Consider the following 18,630-nt stretch of genomic DNA (forward strand, 5'->3'; position numbering starts at 1 on the left):
CCAGGCGAGTGCACCACGGTGGCCCGGAGACGCTCAGCGCCTTCCCCTCTTGATCCCTGCCACGCGAGCGAACAATCATTCCCTGAACCAGGAGAAGGAGCTAAATATAAAGAAATCTGGGAAAGACTCAAGATAATCTTAGCATGCATCAGTAGTATACAGCAGGAAACTTCTTTCTGTCAAGAGGAGTCTTCCTGAAAGGTCATAAAAGTTGACATAGAGCTAAGGTTTCATTATAATAGAGACATGGGAGCATAGGGCCGGTAGAATGTTTGTCATTGTTACAACGTTTGCCGCACTCGCGCAGCGCATTGTAGGTGGAGGGGGTGCAGGGTGGTTGCCCTCGCGCGTATCCCGTTGTCAGTTCAAGTGTTTGCGAGCGGGCGTATCTACTCGTCTATCTGCTTGCTAGCTCGCTTGCCACTGTTGGAGAAGGAAGGACGCTTTGCCTGGTGAAACAGGAGAGGAGGACAGGATGGATGATCGCGTGCTCCAGAGCATTCGCAAGCATCTGCAGCAGCCGGAGACCTGGGAAAGGATTCGTGGCTATCTCCAGCTCGTCAGCGAGAAGTTGACGGTGACGATCGGTGAGGCGGCCCAGCTCTTCGATTTTACGGAAAACCAGCTGCGCGACTGGGAAGAGCGAGGTCTGCTTCGTCCTCTGCGCTCTCGCCCGAATACTGGCCAGCGGCGCTATCCGCCCACCGAGTTGGAGAAGCTGGCGATCATTCGCGATCTGATCAATGCTGGCTACCCGCCTGGAGCCATTCCCCTCAACATTGCGGAACTCTGGCATTCGCTCGGGCCGGCCAGCTTCAATGGAGGAGGCAATGCCGGGGCTGGCGTTGGTGGTCAAGCGGCTGCCGCCTCTTTGCCGCTTGATCGGCGCGTGGCTCAGACGGACAGCTCCCTCCTCTGGCGCTATTTTGCCAGTCAGGCTCTCCATCACGCCTTGCTGTTACTCTGTGAGGATCTCTCTCGCAGCCATGCGGCGGTTCTTTTGCCGCGTCACGCTCCCGACGATGGTCAGCTCGGGCTACCGCGCCTGCCCGAGGAGCTGGCCCGGCTGGGCGAGTCCCTGATCGGCTGGCTCAGTCATGGTCGCTCCCTTCACCTCTTTCTTGAAGCTGCCCCCGCCTTCGAGTACCCCAGCGATTTCCGCGTTCAGCCCCTGCTGGCCGAGGGAGAGACCTGGCCCGCCGACCCTACCTTGCTCATCGTTCCACGCCAGATGCACTCGTTGAACCTGCAGCGCCCGGTCGTCCATCTTGTGCGCCGCTTGCTAGCTCCGCTCTATGCCTGTGCCGCTCAATGGACAACCTATTTCGCACCTGATCTGCGCAACTGGCTCTATCCCGCGCGCGCCTTTCCCAGGGGCATAGATCCCTCCGATAGCGTGCTCAATGGCCTGATGGATCTGATTATTGCCTTGGGAGGGCAGACGCCCGCGGGTGATGATCGCTGGCATTGTTGTTGCCTGATGATGCCTGAAGATCCAGCGGCCCCTCCAGGACAGCAAGTCCTGATGGTGATGGCCTGCAGTCGCAATTCGCCCCATCGGGCAGGCCAATCGCGCATCTTCCCCAATGAAAGCCATGTGTATTTCCGCGCGCTGCGCTGCCCCTATCTCCTCTATCGCCCTCGCCTGGCAATCCGCGACAGTGCGGGCCTCTCGCAATGGCCTGAGCACTTTAGAGGCGGTGGCTCTGCTGTGGCCATCCCCATTGGCTGTCAATCTGGGCCTGCTCTCGGGGTCCTCTATGTCTTCGCGATGACTCAGGAGGCTTTTTCTGAGGATGATCTGCGCTTGCTGCGCCTCATGGGCTTGATCGTGGAAGACCTGCTCCTGCTCTATCGGGCCAGGCTCGACGCCATGCAAGGTCTGGAGCAGCTGGTGAAGGCGCCCGAGGTCGTGAATGACTCCTTCATCAATTTCCTTTCTGAGAATGAGTTTATCCGTGATCTGGAGATCTTGCTGGCACACTTGCAGCAAGAGAGCGCTCTGGCTGGAGATGGAACCGTGAGGGCCGGGACAGAAGCGAATCATGAGCGACAGGGAGAGCGCTTGTCTACTGCTGTGCCGAAGAGTTTGCCATCCGCGGTGGACCCTGGAGCCACGGAGCTGCTCTATCTCTTTCCGCTACGCGAGGCGGGCGAATTGGAGACCCTTTCGATTATCGCCCTGGATATTGACAACCAGAGCCAGATAGTCCGTCGCTATGGCGAGCTGGCGCTGCACAATTTGACTCAGGCCATCGGCCAGCGCATTCAGCGGCAGCTCGTCGATTGCCGCCTCTACTATATCTATGGTGGGCGCTTTTATCTGCTCCTCAAGAATATTTCTCTAGAACGGGCGCGGCAGATCGCGCAAACACTGCGCCAGGCCCTGCGGCGCCCCTATCGGGTAGAGCTTCTGCAACAGTCGGTCTGGCAGCTGGAGCCGCCCGAGACCAGTGTGGAGCTGCCGGATGTGAGCGTGCGTCTCGGGGTGACGCTCTATCTGCGGGCGAAGCTGATCGAGCTGCTCCAGCGCTATGCCGCTGCCCCAACCTCAACCCTGGCTGAGGTGCGCAGCCTGATTGTCGGCGACCTTGATCAGGCCCTCAATCTGGGTCAGGAGGAGGGCGGCGATTGCGTGATCAGCTGGGACCCGCAGGCTGAGGACCGTGGCCCCCATGTTCGACGCTTTATCCGGCTGGAGTCCTCCAACGGCTTATGACCTGCCAGGCTCCTCTGTCTGACGGGCGGGCCAGGCTGCCTCATTTATCCAGGCTCGCCCGTCTGCTCCTTTGCTCTCTATCTCTCTAGCCGTCCCGAGCAAGCTTCGTTGGCAGTCTTTCCTTTCCTCCTCTGTCATCTATCCCTCTTCCACGACGAATTTTTTGGCCTCTCGCTCCGATAACGATACCGCAATCGCTTCCTGCGGCAATTGGCAGCGAAAAGTTCTTCCCCTGAGACGTTATATTCATGTGAAAGTGTTATTTAAAGGCAGAGGCTGTAACACAAGAAGCCCGTGCTTAATCCTCCACTTCGTTATACAAGACGACTGCGGAAGGGGCGCGGGAAGCCGTGAGGTTGGAAAGGAGTTGGTATGATGGCGCTCAAAGTATTGCTCCTTGGGAGGCCGGGAAGCGGCAAGACGACAGCCGCTCGCTATTTTCTCCAGCGTGCTGCTGTGGCTGGTCTGCAGGCCACGCATGTCGACGACTACGATCTGCTGGAAGAGAAATGCCAGGCCGATGCAGAGCAGCGTCGCTTTCGGCCATTGATCGTGAATGGTCGCTACTGTGGCTTCGATGTGCTGGACTTTGGTGTCATGGATGAGGTGCTTCTTGAGGCTGAGGCCCGTGTTGAGCAGCATCTTGCCCGCTATCCTGACAATAGTCTGGCCATGCTCGAATTCGCGCGCGACGATTACCTCCATGCCCTCCATCTATTCAGTCCCCGCTTTCTGCGCGATGCCCAGCTGCTCTACTTTCGCATCGATGTGGAGACGGCCATTCAGCGCGTGCGTCAGCGCTACTGCCAGACTGGTTGTCAGCTTGTCTCGGAGCAGGTTCTCCGCAGCTATTACCGCGATGATGGCTTCGTCGACCAGCTCTCTCTGATTAAAAAGAATTTTTCCTTGAATCAGACTATAGAAATCTGTGACAATAACGAAACTTTGCAACTATTTTTACAGCGCCTGGATCGCTTCTTTGAGCAGCTCTTGAGGCAAGAGGCCAGGGCTGGGCTGATCTGCTAATGTTCAATTCTGTGCTCGTGCTCCTGGCGGCTGCGCCGGCGTGCTCGATGGAGTGAGCCGGGCGCGGCTTGAGTTGAGCGCAGCGAGTCCAGGGGTGTAGGCCACACTGTGGTCTCCCTGGACCCGTCATCCGTGAGGGAGGCGAGGACGAACCATTCGCTCCCTGATGTTGATATGTCAGGCGTTAACTGTTCTCGGCTGGAAGCGGAAAAGAGCCAGGCCGAGGATAAAGCAGAGGAGGCCGTAGATGATCAAGGCCACGACGTTGGGCAGCACCTCGGCCAGCGTACGTCCACTGACCATCAGGCCATTGAGAGCCTCCATTGCCCAGGCCACAATGCCCACATGAGCCACCATCTGCAGCCATTGTGGCTCTAACCACAGTGGCCACCAGGCGCCGCCGATGGCCGACGTTGTCAAGGTGACAATGGTCAGCACCATGGGCAGTTGGCGCCGTGTTCGCACCAGGGAGACCAGCAGAATGCCAAAGCCGGTCATGGCGAAGCTGGTGACCACCAGCAAGATGATTACTCCAAGCCAATTGCTGACGTGCAGCTTAAAGAGGAAGCTGCCGATCGCGAAGAGCATGAGAAGCTGCAGCATGGTCACCAGGAACTGCGTAAGGAGCTTGCCACCAAGCAGGGCGTAGCGCTGCACTGGGGCGACCAGCAGACGGCGCAGGGTGCCGCTCTCGCGCTCCTCCAGGATGCTGCCCGCCACCGCCTGCAGACCGAAGAGGGCGAAGAGAATAGCGTAGCCAGGCAGGGTCACATCGAATACATTGACCTGGGTCGGGACATTGCCGGCGTGCAGACTAGCCACCTGGGCTGGTGGCACAACCTTAAGGCTCGCCGCCCCTACCCGGCTGGCGATCGTCTGCGGGTCGATGCTGCCCGGCTCGCAATGATTGCCTGGCTGCTGACAGATGCGCTCAACCTCCTGAATAGCGGCGCTGCCTGCGAAGGTTGCCGTGGCTAGCTGCCCAACAGTGCTCGTGACCAGGTTCTGGACAACGGCGCTGCTCGGGTCGTTGCTGCTGGGAATCGTATAGATCTGTACCAGGTTCTGCGTTGGCTCACCGCGGGCGGCGGCCTGCTGCAACCTGGCTGTCGTTCCTGCCGGGATCACTACGCCAGTCACGGAACCCTGTCCTTGAGAAACGGCCTGCTGCACACCGGCGGCGTCGCTGTAACGCGTCAACTTGATGGTCAGCTGAGAGCTGTGCTGATCCAGGGCCTTTAAAACCGCCTGGCCGACCAGACCGTGATCCTGATCGCTGACCGCTACCTGGATCGTAATAGTGTTCTGGCTGCTTCCATAGACATTGCCGAGAGCGAAGCCGACCGTGGCAACAAGTATCAGCGGGACCAGCAGCATCAAGATCAGCGACGATCGGTCTCTGACGATCTGTAACAAATCTTTTCTTAAGATCGAGAACATGGCTTGCATAGCCGCTCCATCCTCCTATCTAGCCGTATAAGGCCTCAATGAGTCAGGGGACATCCCAGGCAAGGCCTGGCTGGCCGACTGGGGCTAGAGATCACGCAAGGTCTTGCCCGTCAACTGGATGAACAGTTCCTGCAGTCCGTGGGGACGATAGACAGCGCGCGTCTGATCACGCATGGCCAGAAGCTGCTCCAGCGTCCCCAGAGCGATGATGCGCCCCTCGTCCATAATGGCGATGCGCTGACAGAGGCGCTCGGCCTCCTCCATATAGTGGGTGGTATAGAGGACGGTTGTGCCACTGGCGGCCAGCTTTTCAATGTTCTCGAAGATGTGCTCGCGCGACTGAGGATCAACGCCGACGGTTGGCTCATCGAGGAGCAAGACCCGCGGGCGGTGCATCAGGGCGACGGCAAAGTTGAGCCGGCGCAGCATCCCACCAGAAAAGTTCTTCAAAGGCTCCTTACGGCGCTCATAGAGGCCAACAAAATGCAGCACTTCCTCGGCTCTCCCACGGCGCTCGGAGGCTGGCATGCCGTAGAGCGAGGCGAAGAAATCAAGGTTCTCCAGTGCGTTCAGATCTCGATAGAGGGCGATCTCCTGGGGCACTACCCCCAGCAGACGCTTGACCGCCTGGGGCTCGTCTCTTACAGAGTGACCGCAGATCAGGACCTCGCCCTCGTTCGCCGGCAAGTAGCCGCAGAGGATATTGATGATGGTGCTCTTGCCGGCTCCATTTGGCCCGAGCAGACCGAAAATCTCACCTTCCTTAATACTAAAGGAGACGCCCTTGACAGCCTCTAGTTTGCCGAAACGCTTGACGAGGTTGCGCACCTCGACAAGATGACCAGCCTCAGACCCGGCTGTCGCCGCAGGACTGGTACGGGCCTCTGCCCTGGAACGTGTCTCTTGCTCATCTGTCACTCCCGGATACCTCCTCTCCTCTCTGCAGAGGTAACAATGTCTCTTTGCTTAAAAAGGTAATACCTGTACGTATAAGCCAGGTGGATCAGAGAGCATGGGACGCCTTCTATCCTGCGCTGCTGCTGGCCTGCGTCTCCAGTACCCTGTCACCGTTGCCTGGTTTTGGCTTGTGAGAGTAGTATAATGAGCAGCCAGGCTGGTAAGGAAGGATCGAAGGATCTATTTTGAACCGCAGCTTCATATGCGTTTATGCCTATGACGAAAGTCACGATGGGGGAGTGATGGCTGAGATGATAAGCCGGGCCGGACCGACGACCCTGCCGTGATATACTGAACTGGCTGATTGCTGATCAAGAGCCGACCACTCTGAAGGAGCAGAGGGAGGGAGAGAGCTATGCGTTGCCCCTATTGCGGTCAGGTCAATACAGACGCTACACGCTATTGCCTGCGCTGTGGACGAGCCATCGGCACAGTGCAGCAGCCACCCCTGTCGACGCGACCCCAGATAGCGCCAGCCGTTCCGCCGGCGCCAACGGGGTCTAGACCAGGGATGCGGGGCCAGCCTGTCCGTCTGCCAGGTTCAGGCATCGTCGAAGCTACAGCTCAGCCCGCGGCCACGGCACCGCCGGGGGAGCCAGTGGCTGCCCCTGGCCCGCCAGCGGGCTTTCCGCCAAAGACGCTGGCACAATTGCAAGAATTGGCGACGGCAGCCCTCGCCTACGCGGTGGGGAGCAGCAAACTAGAGGTCGGCAACAAAAAAATCGTCGACATCATTTATCCCTCTTGTCCCGCCTGGCAGCAGGTTGCCACGCTCTACAAGGCGCTCTCTGAGCAGGATGAAGAGCGCTACGATAGCGTAGTCATTCGTGGCTTCCGCGAAGAGAGCGATCTGAGCCTTGCCTTCAACAACGGGCGACTCACCTTTGACCGGCGGGCGCGCCTGGGGGGACAGCTCATCAGGCGCTATCTGATTGAGACCCATCGCGGCTTCGAGGTCGACTCGCTACGCATTGTGCTCACAGAGGAATGGCCCGCGGAGCAGCTGCGCGCTTAGCCAGCAACGATAACTGGGTGAAGGAAGAGCAGGATAGCATGCAAGCCGTTGAACTCATTAGAAAGAAGCGGAACGGGGAAGCGCTCACAACTGAAGAGATTAACTGGTTGGTAGAGCAGTACACTCACGAGTACATTCCTGATTACCAGATGGCTGCCTGGTTAATGGCGGTTTGCTGGCGAGGGATGGATGACCGCGAGACGAGCGATCTGACCCTGGCAATGGCGCGCTCGGGCGAACAGCTGCGTGTATGCGAGCGGCTGAAGCCAGTTGTAGACAAGCACAGTACCGGTGGCGTAGGGGACAAGGTCACCCTGGCGGTAGCGCCCCTGGTAGCCGCCTGTGGTGTGGCGGTGGCCAAGATGACCGGGCGCGGCCTGGGCCACACGGGGGGCACCGTCGACAAGCTGGAGTCCATCAGCGGACTGCGCACGGCCCTGACGCGTGAGGAATTTCTGAGCATCTTGCAGGAGCATGGCCTGGTGCTCGCGGGTCAATCGGCGGAGCTGGCGCCAGCCGATGGCAAGATGTATGCGCTGCGCGATGTCACGGCAACGGTCGAGAGCATTCCCCTGATCGCGGCCAGCATTATGAGCAAGAAGCTGGCCGTGGGAGCCTCGCATCTGCTGCTGGATGTCAAGGTCGGGGCGGGTGCCTTCATGAAGACACGCGAGGCGGCCCACGAGCTGGCGCGTATCATGGTAGAGATCGGTCAGCGCGCCGGCCTCTACACTGAGGCCGCGGTCACAGCGATGGAGCAGCCGCTCGGGAGGGCCGTTGGCAATGCTCTGGAAGTGGCCGAGGCCATTACCATCCTGCGCGGTGAGGGGCCGGCGGATGTCAGTCAACTCTGTTGTCATGAGGCTGCTGAGCTACTCGTCATGACCGGGGCTGCGCCGACGCGCGAGGAGGCCGAGCGACGGGTACAGGAGGCCATCGAGAGTGGGCGCGCTCTGGCCAAGCTGGCGGAGGTCTGCGAGGCCCAGGGGGGCGACCCGCGGCAGATAGAGCAGCCGGAGCGTCTGCCGCGAGCGCCGCTGATCAGCATGCTGACTGCCCCACGCAGCGGCTATATTGCCGCCATCCATGCTGAGCGCGTCGGGCTGGCTGCGATGCGCCTGGGAGCGGGCCGCTTCAAGAAGGGTGATCCCATCGATCACCGCACCGGCCTGCTGCTCCAGGCTAAGGTCGGCGACTATCTCCAGGCGGGTGATCCTCTGGTTGAGATTCACGCGCGCAGCGAGGAGGAGTGCGCCGCTCTTCGTCAAGAGCTGCTTGCCTGCTATCGCTGGAGCGAGACCCCAGTCCAGAGCGGCCCACTGATCTATGAGATTCTGAGGCCCAGCCAGAAAGGGGCATCCTGAAGCTGGCTGAGCAGGTAAAGGCTCAGGCCGAAGATACCCAGCAGCAAGAGCGCGAGCAGGACGAGGAAAAAAACAAGCCGCCTGTGGCGGCGCTTGAACTGCTGTGAGGGACGAAGAGGGCGCTCCTGGATCTGGGGAGTAATCGCCGGCATCTGAGCGGTCTGCTCAGATGGGGAGGTGGCGACTTTGATCTGCTCAGCGGGGATCGCTATTGTTGGCTCAGCGGCGAACTCTTCGGGCGAGCAGGTTGGGGGAGCTGGCTGGCTGCCGCCGGGAGCCAACGCTTTGAGGGTGATGGCGGCGGGCATCGCCGAGGCTTGGGTCGGGCCAGAGCCGGCAGGGGCCGATCCACGGCTCAGGTGCAGGCGCATCAGCCTCTGATAGGCCCGCCGCTCTTCCAGGGAGACGATCCGTTCGAGTGCGTGAAAGAAGGCCCGCGCCGACTGGAAGCGATAGAGCGGGTCCGCCCGCGTGGCGATGGTGATCAAGGCGCTAAGCGCTGGAGAGAGGCCGGGATTGAGCCGCGCCACCGGCTCCAGACGCCCGTTTTTGCCAAGCGGGTTCTGGCCGGTCACCATTTCATGGAGCAGGACACCCAGGCTGAAGAGATCTGATCGCTCGTCACACTGACCACCGCGCTGGTACTGCTCGGGAGCAGCGTAGCCCGGAACGCCCGGCTCGAAGTCGGCGTAAAGCTGACCGTTGCGAAGGTAGCAGGCGCAGCCGAAGTCAAAAAAGACCAGCCGCCCGCCCGAGGTCAGAATCACGCTGGCGGGGCGCAGACCGCGGTAGATCACCGGAGGCATCTGAGAGTGCAGATAGTCGAAGAGATCGCAGATCTGCATGGCATAGCTGAGAGCCTCCAGCGGCGGCAACGGCCCTTGCTGACGCAGATAACCGGCTAGCGTTGGCCCAGCACAGTATTCCAGGACGAGGTACCAGTAGCCATCTTCGAAGAAATAATCGTAGAGCACCGGTATGGCCGAGTGACGCAGACGCACCAGAAGCAGCGCTTCGCGCACAAAGCGATCGGTGTATGAGCCGCCGCTGAGCGGAAAATCTTCCTGCCCCCGAGACAACGGCCCTCTCTTCTGCCGGTGTGTCAAGGCCAGGTCCAGCTCCTCAACAACGCTCTCCGGTAGAGGCCGGTCGCCCGGCAGCTGCTTGAGGGCCAGAGGGGTGTCCAGGGTCACGTGCGACGCCAGGAAGAGGCGCCCGGCTCCTCCATAGCTTAACGCTCCTTCAATGCGATATTCGCCATGACGCAAGGTGCGCCCTGTGCCGTGTAGCGATGGTCTTTCACTCTTCCAACCGGTCGATAGACCTGACATCGTTTCTACCCTTCCTGCACTGCTACCGCCTGACAGACAGTGTGTCAATATAACGCTTCTATACTAAACGACGATAGCCACCACGTCAAGAAGGAAAAACGTCTTTTGTATCTAGAATACCGATATATGTATATGTAAGAATCGAGCGAGAGTCAAGGGGGGCATTGTCGAGCGTGCGTGGCTGCGAGTACTATGGTGAAATAGCGGGCAAGCGTGCCGGTCAGGGAGCTGGCCGACCTCGTGAGGACCCGCCGCCGTTCGAGACTTTCCTGCAGGGAGGAAGCACATGCCTGTCTTACCATTTAATGGAATATGGCCACGTATTGCTAACGATGTTTTTATTGCCCCTGGAGCCTATGTCATAGGGGACGTTACTATTGGTGAGGGCGCGAGCATCTGGTACAACAGCGTGATTCGTGGAGACACGGGACCCATCGTTATTGGGAAGCGCACCAACATTCAAGACAACTGCGTGCTGCATCTGGATGCCGACGCTCCCCTGACCATCGGCGAGGACTGCACTATTGGTCATGGCTGTGTGATCCACGGTGCGACCCTGGGCGACCGCGTCCTTCTGGGTATGAAAGCCGTCGTTCTCAACCATGCGCGCATTGGAGAAGAGACCATGATTGGGGCCTGTGCTCTGGTTAGCGAGGGCAAAGTGATCCCGGGTGGTGTTCTCGCCTTTGGCCTGCCAGTGCGCGTTGTACGCAGCCTTACGCCGGAAGAGATCGCGCACATCCGTGGCAGCGCTCAGCGCTATGTTGAGCGTGCGGCTCGTCATCGGGAGGCGCTGCGGGAAGCCGCCTATCGAGAGGAGCCGCCTCCCAACCTCTAGGCCGGGAAGGAAGGAAGGAAATTGGCCTGGCTGGTGCTCCCGCCTGGGTGTCTGGATAGCTGGCGGACCGTGCGATCTACCAGCTATCCAGGCCAGCACTATGGCCGTCGATTGGCTCAGCTCAGGGTGAATTCAAAGGTCGTCTGCAGCGGTGCCTGACCGGGGCGTTCGATGGTCAGCTCAAGCTTCCACAGCCCTTCCATATCGAAGGTCGCGCGCGGGGGGAAGGTGGCCACATAGGCTGGTTGCCCCTGACTCAGCGTCTGCTGGACTGTGCCCATATCCATCAGCACCATATTGATGGCCAGGTTCAAGCGGGCATTGGTCACGGGCTGACCGTGGCTATCCGTGAGCAGAATCACGACCGTATTGGGCCTATTGACGCGGCCTGGCGTTATCAAGAGCGAGACCGTCAGATCGCCGACCTGTTGCACCGTGGCCGGCGGTGCGTTGGGAGACGCTGTCTGACCGGTCTGATTCTGGACCGCCTGAGCGTAGTTGATCTGAGGGAAAGCGATGGGGGGGGCGAAGAAGCTCATCAGGGCAGCGCAGAGCAAGATCGCCATGCCAATCCAGGACTGCACCTTCAGCAGGCGCCCAAGCTGACGCTCTGTGTGCAGGAGGGCCTCGCGACGTGTGCGGCGAGCGGGCAGCTCGGAATCGACCACTGGCAAGAGCAGCGTCTGGCGCGCCAGCCTTGGCGTAATGCGGAAGAGCATGAAGAGCGTCAGGGCCAGGAGCAGAGCAGTTAAGGCCAGGCGCACCAAGAGCGTGCGGCCATAGGCGGTGGTCAGCAGAGCCTGGGGATCGGAGAAAACGCTTTCCGCCAGGAAGAGCTGGCCGACCAGCAGCACGGCCATCGCCATCAGGAGGAGCGGGGTCAGGCGGCGGGTCAGGGTCACCAACAGATCGGCGTGGTGATCCGGCTCGATGACAGCGAGCAAAGGCAGCAAAACGTAGCCCAGATAAGCCAGGCCCCCGAGCCAGACGGCCTGAGCCAGCAAGGCCAGCCAGGAGAGCACGATAGCGCTGATGTGGAGCGAGGCTTGTTGCACCTCATCGCTGGTCAATGTCCAGGCGAGCAGGTAGAGAGCGGCCAGGGTCAGCCAGAGCACCGTATCCCAGGACGAAAGCGGGAGGCTGCTGCTGCCGGGAGGCATTTCCTCGGTCGTTACCAGATCCTTCGTCACGCGGTACTCCTGCGTCACCTGGCGTCTGAGTTGTCCGAAGCGTGATCTGCTGCCGCGCTGGAGCACGCGAGCCACGCCGGCGGTGGCTTCTTTGGGCGTGCGTCGGCGGCCAGTTATCGCCAGCCAGAGCAGGGCCAGGCCAATCAGCGCCAGACGCGCCAGCCAGAGCGGGCCGTAAGAAGTTGTAAAAAGGACGGCTCGCAGGGCCTGCCAATCGATGCCGCCGCTTGCCGAAGCCTGGCTGAGGCTAGCCGAGCGCAGAATCAAAGTAATCACCTCGCCGACCAGCAGGGCGGTCAGGCAGAGCCATTGCAGGGGACGGGCCCGGGCGCGCGCTCGCATGAGCAGGTCCAGCGAACGTGCCCGGCGCTCCATGACCAGTTGCTCCATGACCAGCAGGCCGACCCAGAAGGTCAGCGCCAGCAAGACCAGCCATTCCCAGGCTACTGAGAGGATGCCAAGCAGATCGAGCGTTGGCAAGTAATTACTGGTGCTCGGGCCAAGGATGGTCTGCCCGGGCAGGCCAGTGCTGGAGTGGCCGATATTAAAACCGATGGCCCCCTGCGTCGTGCGCCCGTCGTTCACCGCCAGCGCTATCCAGCGAACCAGATAGCTCCCTTCGCTTAAATTTGGCTGCAAAGGCGTATCCAGCTCCCGCGGCTGGTTCGGCGGGATATAGCTGGTGGCGGCGTTTACAACGCGCTCATTGGGATCAAAAACCAGAGCCTTGCTGGCGGAGCTGATGGGGCCATTAAAGAAGATCCGCACCACCCTCGGCGGCGTTGTAACCGTTGAACCGTCGATCGGCTCTGAGCCGATCACAAAAGCGTGCGCCTGTACTGCCGGAGCCGGCGTCAGGGGGGACCAGGCATGAAGCAAGATGATCGCCGCGCTGAAAAGCGCGCTCAGTGCTAGCCTGGGGTATCGTCCATACCGTCCATACCGCATGCTATTCCTCTATACTACCGACTCACAGGCGAGCGGGCTGATCTCTTCACACTTGGGGGCAAGCCCTGCTCGCGCCCGTACCCTTGTCTGCTCTCTTCTCTGGCCGAACTTGCCTTTCCACAGCCTGGCGAAAAGATGGGGTGGATAGGGTAGGCCCTCCTCTCTTCTTCTGCCTGTGCTGGGGATGCGGTCCTGGGCATCCGGGCCTTCCGGCCTTTGTTGGGCGCCAGACCGCTGTCGCGGGAGCATACACCGCCGCAGCGGGACGGCACACCTCTGTGCCAGCTCGGCCTGTAACAAGCGAGAATGCTTCACTCTTCGTGATTGTACATCAGCGGTGGCGCGGTCGCAATATTTCAAGCTTCTGCCTGGAGCTGCTATAATGAGACTATGAGCCGGAAGCTGCTCAAACAGGTTGTCCTGGCGTCAGAGCAATCCCCTCGGACCGGGCGCCTGGTGCTCCGCTGCTACGCTTGCGTGACAGCGGCCTTCTATCTCTTTCTACACTGGATTGCCCACCCTTACCAACGGAGCATTGCTCTGCGGCATCAGCAGTCCGAGGCAGGGGCCGACGAGCTGCCTGCCGTCTCGATCATCGTGCCGGCGCGCAATGAAGAAGCCAATATCTGGCGCTGTGTGCGCTCGCTTCTTCTCCAGGACTATCCTGGAGACTACGAAGTGATTGTAGTCGACGATGGCTCGACCGACCATACGCGGGCCATTCTGGAGCGCCTGGCCTTGGAGCCAGCCGCGGCGGGCCGTCTGCACCTTGTCTCTCTCAGTGAGGAACTTCCCCCGGGGTGGGCGGGCAAGCCCCATGCTCTGCACGCTGGCGCCTGTCAGGCCCGTGGCTCCTGGCTGGTCTTTACCGATGCCGACAGCTACTGGGCGCCGCAGACTTTGCGCCTGACCCTGAGCGAAGCCCTGGCCCGCAACCTTGATCTGCTCTCCCTGGTGCCCGAGCAGGTGCTGGTCGACGGCTGGAATCGGCTCACGCTCCCCCTGGCCCTCATGGGCATGAGCCTCCAGTTTCCTCCGCCCTTTGTCAATCTCCCATGCTGCCCTCTAGCTACAGCCAATGGGCAGTATATCCTGCTGCGCCGTTCTGTGTATGAGGCTCTCGGCGGCTATGCCCGCCCTGAGCTACGCGGCTCACCGCTCGATGATCGCGACCTGGCCGCCGTTGTGAAGCGTCTTGGCTATCGCCTCGCCCTCTGTGATGGGCGAGGACTGGTACGTGTCCAGATGTATCGGGGACTGCCAGCTCTCTGGCGTGGCTGGCGTAAAACTATCTTTGTCGGCAGTGGAGGACTCCCTTTTATGATGGCCGCCCTGATGGGGCTGCCGCTCGTCGTGATAGTGCCCTTCCTGTTACCCCTGCTCCTCTGGTTGGGACAGAGCTGGTGGCGCCAGCAAGGGGTCGGTGCGGGCGAGGCTGCGCTCGTTACGGGTCTTACCCTGCTCCCCCTCCTTGCCTATCGCCGTTCACTCGATAAGTCTCTTGGCTTGCCCTGGTACCAGGCCCTGACCCATCCGCTGGCCGGTCTGCTCTTCATGGGGATGCTAGCCCAGGCGTGCTGGCGCAAGCTAACAGGGCGCGGCGTCGAATGGCGTGGCAGAGTCTATGGTGCCCGTTCTCGCATCCCACTCGGTCGTCGGGCGCTGGGCCAGCTCTTTCGGCGCCTTGGCCAGCCCTATCACTAGAGGGCAAGCGTCAGCGCCCTGCCTCTCTGGCTCTCAGCTCACAGTCCCTCATCGGACAACAGGCCCTGACGCAGGCCGAAGATGGCCGCCTGCGTGCGATCCCGAATGCCGAGCTTCTGGAAGATGACCGAGAGGTAATTCTTGACAGTCTTCTCGGAGTAGGAAAGCTGAGCGGCAATTTCGCGGTTGCTCATGCCCTGCGCCACATAGCGGATGATCTCTATTTCCTTTTCCGTCAGGTCGTTCAGGGTTGGAGCGCCTGGCGCACCTGGTTGCTGAGAGAGGCGGCGCAGCTCGGCGAGCACGGTGCCGGTCAATTCCGGCTCAATCAAGGCCCCGCCAGCGTGCACTGTGCGAATCGCGCGGATCAGTTCCTGGGAAGAGGCACTTTTGAGGAGGTAGCCGCGGGCGCCGTTCTTGATGGCTCGCAATACCTGGGGATGCTGGCGGTGCATGGTCAGGATGATGATGGCGACCTGGGGCTGCTCCTCGCTCAGCTGATGTGTCAGCGCCAAACCATCCAGCTGCGGCATGCTGATGTCGAGCAGGACCACATCAGGACTGAGTTGGCGAATGACACGCAGGGCCTCCTGGCCATCGGCGGCCTCGCCCACAACCTTGAGGTCCGGCTCAAGTTCGAGCAAATGGCGCAAACCCTCGCGCATCAGAGTATGATCATCGGCCAGCACAATACGGATCACGCTCCGCTCCGCCGAACGCTCCGAAGACGCCTGCTCCACTGGCCGAGTGGAAGACGAGACAGCACTTGCCTCAGCTGTAGCGATAGGAGCTGAGGCCGTGGGCGGTAGAACGCTGGTCACTCCTGAGGCGATTCTCAAGGTGGGCGCTGCAGTACTTGATTGGCTATTACTACTATAGCTAGAGTAACGTTGCTTTTTACGCTGCTGGGGCATAGCTTGCTTACCTTTCGCCAGACGACTCCATACTCCTTTTCAAGATAAAAGGCTGCTCTCCTCTCAAGGTGTGTCTTCCTGGTTAGATTATACCAGGCAGTCAAGCAGTGGAGCCAGCGCGAACGAGCAAACAAGAAAGCATGCCCTGACGCTTGGCCCTTCATCTTAACAGGCTGCCTTGCTTAACAGAGCAGCGGCTCTTTCCCCGCCTTCGTGGCTGCTCTCCTCCCAAGAAGCTGGGGGAGATTTAACATTGTGATCAACTTTCATTCACCTGCGATTAATGACGGCTTAAACATTATCTTGCATAAGATGTGAGGGAGGCACCCAAGGCTCTCGGGTCTGGGGACTGGCTGACCCAGGCGGTTGCCGGGCGCGCAGAGCGCTTGAGCGAACATGTAGATCTAGCTATCTTCTTCAAGCACGTATTTTTCAATCATTGGTAGCGATTGATTAAAATGATAAGCGGCAAAAGAAGGAGAGAAATCAGGACTGCCTTGATTGGTCTTGGTCTAATTGTCCTCATCCTCCTGGCGGGATGCGGGGAAGTAGCCGACTCGCAGAGTGCTCTCAGTGGGCGGCTGCACATTGCTGGCTCGACCGCCCTGCAGCCCCTGGTCAGCGCTGCTGCCAGCCTCTTTGAACGCCAGCATCCCCAGGTACATATTCAAGTGGACGGAGGTGGGAGCCGGGCCGGACTGGCGGCTGTCACCAGTCACCAGGCGGACATCGGCGACTCAGATATCTACGCCGACCCGGCCATCTATCCTGATCCCAACCTGACCGATCATATCGTATGCGTCATCCCCTTCGCAATGGTCGTCAATCCCGATGTCACCGTCACCTCGCTGACGCGTCAGCAGATCATCGATATTTTTTCCACCGGGAGCATTCGTAACTGGAGCCAGGTCGGCGGTCCTGACCTGCCCATTGTGCCGGTCGTGCGTCCCCAGACCTCGGGCACGCGCGACACCTTCCGCAAATACATTTTGGGGGGACGTGACGAGAAAGGGAAGCTCCTGCAGACTGACTCTTCCGTGACCGTGCGCGAGACCGTGGCTCACACGCCGGGGGCCATTGGCTATCTCGGGCTTTCTGTGCTGACCCCGGCTGTGCACGTTCTGGCCATCGAAGGAGCCAGGCCCACGCTCGCTGACATTGTAGCCGGTCGCTATATTTTCTGGAGCTATGAACATATGTATACGCTGGGCGACGAGAATCCCTTGCTGAGCGCCTTTCTTGACTTCATGCTCAGCGCACCAGTGCAACAGAAGGCGCAGGAGATGGGCTATATTCCTATCGCCGCCATGAACCTCAACGGGAGCAGCAGAGAAGGTGCCAGTGCGCTCTCGCTGGCCACGGTGACCAGGCCAGGACAAGATCGCGCCTTCAGCCGTAGAGAGGAGGGGTAAGGATGCAGCAGCCAGCTTGGAGAAGGGGTCAGGAGCAGCTACCCTCGCTGGCGACGCCGTCGCTGTCGCAGGCAGGTGCAGCCTCCAGCAACAGCCCCAGTCTGCGCATTCGTCCCCGCTCGCGGCGCAGCGGTAACCTGCTTCTCAATCTTTCCATTGGCAAGCGTCTCACGCTAGGTTTTCTGTTGGCCGCTCTCATCGCGGCCCTCGCCGCCGGCCTGATCGGTGTCTTGCGCTCTCAATCCCTCAGTCGACAGTCGAGCTTTTATCAGAAACTGCTCAGCATCAATACCTCGCTCACCACCGGCGCCAACTATCTCCAGCTCATGAACACTGAGGTGCACAATCTCCTGAGCGCTGCCAGTGCCCCGGCGCCATCTCAGGAAACGATTGCTCAGGACCGTCAGGCCATCGCGGGACTGGCGACCCGCTATGATAACATCCTAGCGACCTACGTCGCTCAGGATCTGTTGAACAATCATCCCGATGAGATGGCCCTGCTCGCCGAGGCCGGTCAGAGCGGCCAGCAAGGACAGCAACAAACCCTCCTGGCCAGCGCCTTACGTACCTGGCATCTCTATCGCGCCGCCCAGGACCAGGTTTTACAGGACATCGCACAGGGGAACCTCAGCGATGCCCAAAACCTGCTACGCTTCCAGGCCGAGCCGACCAATGCTGACGCGCTCAGCGCCCTGCGGGCGCTCATTCAGCTCAACCAGCGCCTCGCTGCCTCCGTGCAACAGGCGGCAGCCGTCGAGGAGCAGGACCAGCTCATCACCAGCATCATCGGCGCCATCGTCGCCTCGCTGGCCATCGTCCTCGTAGGCTGGTTCATCTCAGGAACACTGGTACGTCGTCTGCGCCACCTGCAGCAAGTGACGCGCGCTATCGAAAGCGGGCAACTGGAGGCGCGCGTTACCGTCATCGGGCGCGACGAGATCGCGGAGGTTTCAGCGGCCTTCAACGCCATGCTGGACGCCCTGCTCAACCTGCTGGAAGAGACCCGGCGCCAGCGCGATGCCCTGACCAACGCTGCCGAGCATCTCTTCAGTGACATGCGTGTTGTCAGCGCCGGTGATCTGCGCATCAATGCTCCGGTGAGCGATGACCCCATCGGCCTGCTCGCCAACGCCTTCAATTTCACCGTTGGACGCTTCCGGCGCTTTGTCTTGCGTGTGCAAGTGGCCATTCAACAACTGGAGGTAATCACCCGCCAGCAACAGGAGCATGCCGAAGCGCTCAGCCAGAGCTTGCATCTCCTGCAGGTCCCCGCGCGGTCCGATGGCCAGGCGCCGGCCCTGGGAAGCGGCACTGAGAGGGGCCGCACTCCTTCGGGCACATTGACGACACCCACCGCTACTGGCAAGGGCCTGGGGGAAAGGTTGGAGCGCGAACTGAGCGAGCTGAAAGGTCGCCTGCGACGCAGTCGTGAACGTCTGCAGGGGCTGCTCGATACGACGACCGTCGAGCAGCTGCAACGCCTGAGTGCGCTGCTGCGCCAAATTGAGGAGGAGGCTGCCCGTCCTTCCCGCTGGACGGCCAACGCTCAGGGCATTCGTCGCGAGCTGCATATTCCCACTCCTCTGCTCCAGCAACTGGAACAAGGACTAAGTGCCCTCCAGCGCCAGCTGGAATCTTCATTGAAGGATGTCGATCGAGAGCTACTAGCCATTGGGCAAGAGATCAGCCGGCTGCGGGTGAAGCTCAACGCCGCCGGTGCTGGTGGGGCGGCCATTGGTGCTGTGGGGGGGACAGCGGGAGGG

Annotated in this window: 13 protein-coding genes; 8 read left to right on the forward strand and 5 right to left on the reverse strand. The window is 60.5% G+C overall.

Annotation, left to right across the window (positions count from 1 at the left end; all coding sequences use genetic code 11):
- Nucleotides 1–475 precede the first annotated feature (475 nt).
- Nucleotides 476–2,719 (forward strand): MerR family transcriptional regulator, encoded by a 2,244-nt coding sequence (locus IRZ31_RS04315; protein ID WP_297149995.1) that lies wholly within the window; start codon nucleotides 476–478, stop codon nucleotides 2,717–2,719.
- A 372-nt stretch (nucleotides 2,720–3,091) separates the two neighbouring features.
- A complete protein-coding gene (locus tag IRZ31_RS04320; protein WP_297149998.1) occupies nucleotides 3,092–3,745 on the forward strand; it encodes a hypothetical protein in 654 nt (217 codons plus the stop codon).
- 177 nt (nucleotides 3,746–3,922) lie between these two features.
- Here IRZ31_RS04320 and IRZ31_RS04325 read toward each other — a convergent pair whose 3' ends face one another.
- Nucleotides 3,923–5,194, reverse strand: a complete 1,272-nt coding sequence (locus tag IRZ31_RS04325; protein ID WP_297150001.1) for an ABC transporter permease — start codon at nucleotides 5,192–5,194, stop codon at nucleotides 3,923–3,925.
- Nucleotides 5,195–5,278: 84 nt separating this feature from the next.
- The gene (locus IRZ31_RS04330; protein ID WP_297150004.1) at nucleotides 5,279–6,112 is read right to left on the reverse strand and encodes an ABC transporter ATP-binding protein; all 834 of its coding nucleotides are present in this window, start codon (nucleotides 6,110–6,112) and stop codon (nucleotides 5,279–5,281) included.
- Nucleotides 6,113–6,506: 394 nt separating this feature from the next.
- Between IRZ31_RS04330 and IRZ31_RS04335 the strand changes: the two genes are divergently transcribed.
- Nucleotides 6,507–7,166 (forward strand): zinc ribbon domain-containing protein, encoded by a 660-nt coding sequence (locus IRZ31_RS04335; protein WP_297150006.1) that lies wholly within the window; start codon nucleotides 6,507–6,509, stop codon nucleotides 7,164–7,166.
- 38 nt (nucleotides 7,167–7,204) lie between these two features.
- Entirely contained in the window at nucleotides 7,205–8,530 is a 1,326-nt protein-coding gene (locus tag IRZ31_RS04340) for a thymidine phosphorylase (protein ID WP_297150008.1), read from the forward strand.
- On the opposite strand, the gene IRZ31_RS04345 is transcribed toward IRZ31_RS04340, so the two are convergent.
- A complete protein-coding gene (locus IRZ31_RS04345) occupies nucleotides 8,491–9,861 on the reverse strand; it encodes a serine/threonine-protein kinase (RefSeq protein ID WP_297150010.1) in 1,371 nt (456 codons plus the stop codon). The two genes, IRZ31_RS04340 and IRZ31_RS04345, sit on opposite strands and share 40 nt — an antisense overlap.
- 286 nt (nucleotides 9,862–10,147) lie before the next feature.
- Here IRZ31_RS04345 and IRZ31_RS04350 point away from each other — a divergent pair, with 286 nt between their 5' ends.
- Nucleotides 10,148–10,699 carry a gamma carbonic anhydrase family protein gene (locus IRZ31_RS04350; protein ID WP_297150013.1) on the forward strand — a complete coding sequence of 184 codons (552 nt, stop codon included), beginning with the start codon at nucleotides 10,148–10,150 and terminating at the stop codon, nucleotides 10,697–10,699.
- Nucleotides 10,700–10,815: 116 nt separating this feature from the next.
- Here the strand turns inward: IRZ31_RS04350 and IRZ31_RS04355 are convergent, their stop codons facing one another.
- The gene (locus tag IRZ31_RS04355; protein ID WP_297150017.1) at nucleotides 10,816–12,837 is read right to left on the reverse strand and encodes a copper resistance protein CopC; all 2,022 of its coding nucleotides are present in this window, start codon (nucleotides 12,835–12,837) and stop codon (nucleotides 10,816–10,818) included.
- Nucleotides 12,838–13,227: 390 nt separating this feature from the next.
- Between IRZ31_RS04355 and IRZ31_RS04360 the strand changes: the two genes are divergently transcribed.
- Nucleotides 13,228–14,541 carry a glycosyltransferase gene (locus IRZ31_RS04360; protein WP_297150019.1) on the forward strand — a complete coding sequence of 438 codons (1,314 nt, stop codon included), beginning with the start codon at nucleotides 13,228–13,230 and terminating at the stop codon, nucleotides 14,539–14,541.
- A 38-nt stretch (nucleotides 14,542–14,579) separates the two neighbouring features.
- Here IRZ31_RS04360 and IRZ31_RS04365 read toward each other — a convergent pair whose 3' ends face one another.
- Nucleotides 14,580–15,242 carry a response regulator transcription factor gene (locus IRZ31_RS04365; RefSeq protein WP_297150022.1) on the reverse strand — a complete coding sequence of 221 codons (663 nt, stop codon included), beginning with the start codon at nucleotides 15,240–15,242 and terminating at the stop codon, nucleotides 14,580–14,582.
- Nucleotides 15,243–15,952: 710 nt separating this feature from the next.
- Here IRZ31_RS04365 and IRZ31_RS04370 point away from each other — a divergent pair.
- Both IRZ31_RS04370 and IRZ31_RS04375 read left to right on the forward strand, forming a co-directional pair.
- Nucleotides 15,953–16,867 (forward strand): phosphate ABC transporter substrate-binding protein, encoded by a 915-nt coding sequence (locus IRZ31_RS04370; RefSeq protein WP_297150026.1) that lies wholly within the window; start codon nucleotides 15,953–15,955, stop codon nucleotides 16,865–16,867.
- 2 nt (nucleotides 16,868–16,869) lie between these two features.
- Nucleotides 16,870–18,630, forward strand: a 1,761-nt coding sequence (locus tag IRZ31_RS04375; protein WP_297150029.1) for a HAMP domain-containing protein, incomplete at its 3' end; no start/stop codon positions are given.

Origin of the sequence: Thermogemmatispora sp., assembly GCF_019683635.1 — a bacterium.
Classification (GTDB): Bacteria; Chloroflexota; Ktedonobacteria; order Ktedonobacterales; family Ktedonobacteraceae; genus Thermogemmatispora.

Coding starts and splice junctions, on each gene's coding strand:
- IRZ31_RS04315 (WP_297149995.1), top strand. CDS start 476: ATGGATGATCGCGTGCTCCAGAGCATTCGCAAGCATCTGCAGCAGCCG.
- IRZ31_RS04320 (WP_297149998.1), top strand. CDS start 3,092: ATGATGGCGCTCAAAGTATTGCTCCTTGGGAGGCCGGGAAGCGGCAAG.
- IRZ31_RS04335 (WP_297150006.1), top strand. CDS start 6,507: ATGCGTTGCCCCTATTGCGGTCAGGTCAATACAGACGCTACACGCTAT.
- IRZ31_RS04325 (WP_297150001.1), bottom strand. CDS start 5,194: ATGCAAGCCATGTTCTCGATCTTAAGAAAAGATTTGTTACAGATCGTC.
- IRZ31_RS04340 (WP_297150008.1), top strand. CDS start 7,205: ATGCAAGCCGTTGAACTCATTAGAAAGAAGCGGAACGGGGAAGCGCTC.
- IRZ31_RS04355 (WP_297150017.1), bottom strand. CDS start 12,837: ATGCGGTATGGACGGTATGGACGATACCCCAGGCTAGCACTGAGCGCG.
- IRZ31_RS04360 (WP_297150019.1), top strand. CDS start 13,228: ATGAGCCGGAAGCTGCTCAAACAGGTTGTCCTGGCGTCAGAGCAATCC.
- IRZ31_RS04345 (WP_297150010.1), bottom strand. CDS start 9,861: ATGTCAGGTCTATCGACCGGTTGGAAGAGTGAAAGACCATCGCTACAC.
- IRZ31_RS04350 (WP_297150013.1), top strand. CDS start 10,148: ATGCCTGTCTTACCATTTAATGGAATATGGCCACGTATTGCTAACGAT.